This is a genomic window from Actinomycetospora sp., from assembly GCF_055612215.1.
On record NZ_JBVPVA010000393.1, the window covers coordinates 1 to 3858 of the forward strand.

Annotated in this window: 4 protein-coding genes; all 4 read left to right on the plus strand. The window is 69.5% G+C overall.

What is annotated here, in order from left to right; genetic code table 11:
• The first annotated feature begins 4 nt into the window (after positions 1–4).
• Complete coding sequence (gene tig / locus AC0CYZ_RS11180) at positions 5–1519, plus strand: trigger factor (RefSeq protein WP_472215254.1); 1515 nt, start codon at positions 5–7, stop codon at positions 1517–1519.
• A gap of 225 nt (positions 1520–1744) precedes the next feature.
• The gene (locus AC0CYZ_RS11185; RefSeq protein WP_472215256.1) at positions 1745–2350 is read left to right on the plus strand and encodes an ATP-dependent Clp protease proteolytic subunit; all 606 of its coding nucleotides are present in this window, start codon (positions 1745–1747) and stop codon (positions 2348–2350) included.
• A 10-nt stretch (positions 2351–2360) separates the two neighbouring features.
• The gene (locus AC0CYZ_RS11190) at positions 2361–3014 is read left to right on the plus strand and encodes an ATP-dependent Clp protease proteolytic subunit (RefSeq protein WP_472215250.1); all 654 of its coding nucleotides are present in this window, start codon (positions 2361–2363) and stop codon (positions 3012–3014) included.
• Between the two features lie 205 nt (positions 3015–3219).
• Positions 3220–3858, plus strand: a 639-nt coding sequence (locus AC0CYZ_RS11195; protein ID WP_472215252.1) for a ClpX C4-type zinc finger protein, incomplete at its 3' end; no start/stop codon positions are given.

Consider the following 3858-nt stretch of genomic DNA (forward strand, 5'->3'; position numbering starts at 1 on the left):
AGCTGTGAAGTCCACCGTCGAGCACCTGTCGCCGACGCGCGTCCGTCTCGCGATCGAGGTGCCGTTCGACGAGCTCAAGCCGACCTTCGACCAGGCGTACAAGAAGATCGCCCAGCAGGTCCGCATCCCCGGGTTCCGCCCCGGGAAGGCTCCCGCCCGCATCATCGACCAGCGGATCGGCCGCGGGGTCGTGATCCAGGAGGTCGTCGAGACCGCCATCCCGGAGAAGTACGGCGAGGCGGTCACCGAGGCCCAGGTCACGCCGCTCGGTCAGCCGGACATCGACCCGGGCTCGCTGCGGATCGACGACGGCGAGCAGATCGCCTTCGTCGCCGAGGTCGACGTCCGCCCCGAGATCACGCTGCCCGACTACTCGTCGATCTCCGTGTCGGTGGACTCCGCCGAGGTGACCGACGAGGACGTCGAGGACCAGCTCACCGGGCTGCAGGCGCGCTTCGGCACGCTCACCGGGGTGCAGCGTCCCGCGGCGAAGGACGACTTCGTCGTGATCGACCTGTCGGCCACCGTCAACGGCGAGGCCGTCGAGGAGGCGCAGACCACCGGGATGAGCCACCAGGTCGGCTCCGGCCAGCTCATCGAGGGGCTCGACGAGGCCCTCGAGGGGATGTCGGCGGGGGAGACCAAGCAGTTCACCACCACGCTCGTCGCGGGCGACCACGCCGGCGAGCAGGCCGAGGTCACGGTGACCGTGCAGACGGTCAAGGAGCGCCAGCTCCCCGAGGCCGACGACGAGTTCGCCCAGCTGGCGAGCGAGTTCGACACGCTCGACGAGCTGAAGGCCGACCTGCGCGAGCGCCACGGCCGCGTCAAGAAGATGGAGCAGGCCGGCCAGGCGCGCGACAAGGTGCTCGAGGCGCTGCTCGAGGCGGCCGACGTCCCGGTGCCCGAGTCGGTCGTCGCGCAGGAGGTCGAGGTGCGCGCCCACGAGGCCGTGCACGAGTTCGACCACGACGAGGACCGGCTGACGCAGTACGTCGAGTCGCAGGGCCAGACCCGCGAGGAGTTCGACACCGAGCTGCGCACCAACGCCGAGCAGGCGGTGAAGACCCAGCTGCTCCTGGACGAGATCGCCGAGAAGAGCGAGGTCCAGGTCGACCAGCAGGAGCTGATGGAGCGCATCTTCATGCAGGCGCAGCGCTTCGGGATCAGCCCCGAGGAGTACATCCAGCAGGCGCAGCAGGCCAACCAGCTCGGCGCCATCTTCGCCGACGTCCGCCGCGGCAAGGCGCTCGCCACGGTCGTCCAGGCCGCCACCATCACCGGCCCGGACGGCGACGAGGTCGACCTCTCGGAGCTGTTCGGTCCGGCCGCGCCGGAGGACGGCGAGGACGCCGCCGAGGTGGCCGACGAGACCGCCACGGCGGCGTCGGGGTCCGACCAGGACGAGGACGCGGTGGTGGTGGAGGGGGCCGACGCCGCCGCGGGCCCGACCGACGAGGCCACCGAGGTCGCCGACGCCGACACCGCGGCAAGCGCCTCGTCCGGCCCACAGGCCTGACCGGACCGCCCCGTCGCGGGGATCGGTGAGCCGAGAGCGAACACGGGCGGTCGCGGGGCATTCCGACGCTCCGTGGTCGTTAGTGTCGGTGTCAGCCGACGCGGGCACCGCGTGACCCGGGCACCGGGTCGTCGCCGGCCCGGCGTCCACACCGACGTCAGCAACCCCACTCGAGGAAAGCAGGGACAGGTGAGCCAGCACCTCTCCGACCCGTCCGGGGCGGTCATGCGTTCCGCCGGCGGGTCGATGACGCTCAACGACTCGGTCTACGAGCGCCTTCTCCGCGAACGGATCATCGTTCTCGGCCAGGAGGTCAACGACTCGATCGCGAACCAGATCTCCGCGCAGCTCCTCCTGCTCTCCGCGGAGGACCCCACCAGCGACATCACGCTGTACATCAACTCGCCCGGCGGCTCGGTCTCGGCCGGCATGGCGATCTACGACACCATGCAGTGGATCGAGCCCGACGTCTCGACGGTGGCCATGGGCCTCGCCGCGTCGATGGGCCAGTTCCTGCTCTCGGCGGGGACGCGGGGCAAGCGCCTCGCCCTGCCGCACGCGCAGATCATGATGCACCAGCCCTCCGGTGGCCTGGGCGGCACGGAAACCGACATCACCATCCGCGCGGAGTCGCTGCGCAAGCTCAAGCGCCAGCTCGCCGAGCTGATCGCGGAGCACACCGGGCAGACGTTCGAGCAGATCACCGAGGACTCCGACCGCGACCGGTGGTTCGACCCGTACGAGGCCCTCGAGTACGGCTTCATCGACCACGTCGTGGCCCGCTCGACCGAGTCCCGGGCCAACGGCAACGGCAACGGCACGAGTGCCTGAGGAGACCGCGATGAGTGAGCTCTACCAGCCCGGTGGTCACGCCGGGGCCAGTCCCGAGGCGCGGTACATCCTGCCGTCGTTCGTCGAGCGGACGAGCTACGGCGTCAAGGAGTCCAACCCCTACAACAAGCTCTTCGAGGAACGCATCATCTTCCTCGGGGTGCAGATCGACGACGCGTCGGCGAACGACGTCATGGCGCAGTTGCTGTTCCTGGAGTCCAACGACCCGGACCGCGACATCACCATGTACATCAACTCGCCCGGTGGCTCCTTCACCGCGCTCATGGCGATCTACGACACGATGCAGTACGTCCGGCCCGACATCGCGACGGTCTGCCTCGGGCAGGCCGCGTCGGCCGCCGCGGTCGTGCTCGCCGCGGGTGCGCCGGGCAAGCGTCTGGCCGTGCCGAACGCCCGCGTGATGATCCACCAGCCGGCCACCGAGGGCTTCTACGGTCAGGCCTCCGACCTGGAGATCCAGGCCAACGAGATCACCCGCATGCGGCGGCTGCTCGAGTCCACCCTGGCGAACCACTCGCACCGCACGCCGGAGCAGGTGCGCCAGGACATCGAGCGCGACAAGATCCTCACGGCGGACGAGGCCAAGGAGTACGGCCTCATCGACGACGTCGTGGCGAGCCGGAAGCTCTCGGCCAACCGCTGAGCGGTGGCCCGGCGCGGTGGGCGGTGCACGACGACCGCCCACCGCGTCGCCCGGCCGGGGCGGCGCGTCGCCGACCGCACCGGGCACGCGACCAGCAGGATCACCGCTCTCCTGGAACTCCCGTGGTGACGGGGTCGACGGGTACGGTCAATCACGACAGCGCGCACCGTCCGGGTGCGCCGGATGGGACACGGGGTCTGCTGCGATGGCACGCATCGGTGACGGCGGGGACCTGCTGAAGTGCTCCTTCTGCGGGAAGAGCCAGAAGCAGGTCAAGAAGCTCATCGCCGGGCCAGGTGTGTACATCTGCGACGAGTGCATCGACCTGTGCAACGAGATCATCGAGGAGGAGCTCGCCGAGGCCGGTGAGGTCAAGCTCGACGAGCTGCCGAAGCCGACCGAGATCCACGAGTTCCTCGACCAGTACGTCATCGGTCAGGACGACACCAAGAAGACCCTCTCCGTCGCCGTCTACAACCACTACAAGCGGGTGCAGGCGGGGGAGAAGAACCGCGAGAACTCCCGCGCGGACGACGTCGTCGAGCTGGCGAAGTCGAACATCCTCATGCTCGGCCCCACCGGCTGCGGCAAGACCTACCTCGCGCAGACCCTCGCGAAGCTGCTCAACGTCCCCTTCGCGATCGCGGACGCCACGGCGCTCACCGAGGCCGGCTACGTCGGCGAGGACGTCGAGAACATCCTGCTGAAGCTGATCCAGGCGGCGGACTACGACGTCAAGCGCGCCGAGACCGGCATCATCTACATCGACGAGGTCGACAAGATCGCGCGGAAGTCGGAGAACCCGTCGATCACGCGCGACGTCTCCGGCGAGGGCGTCCAGCAG

What these genes read in the sequence shown, in the direction of transcription:
- AC0CYZ_RS11185 (WP_472215256.1), top strand. Translation starts at nt 1,745, where the DNA reads ATGCGTTCCGCCGGCGGGTCGATGACGCTCAACGACTCGGTCTACGAG.
- AC0CYZ_RS11190 (WP_472215250.1), top strand. Translation starts at nt 2,361, where the DNA reads ATGAGTGAGCTCTACCAGCCCGGTGGTCACGCCGGGGCCAGTCCCGAG.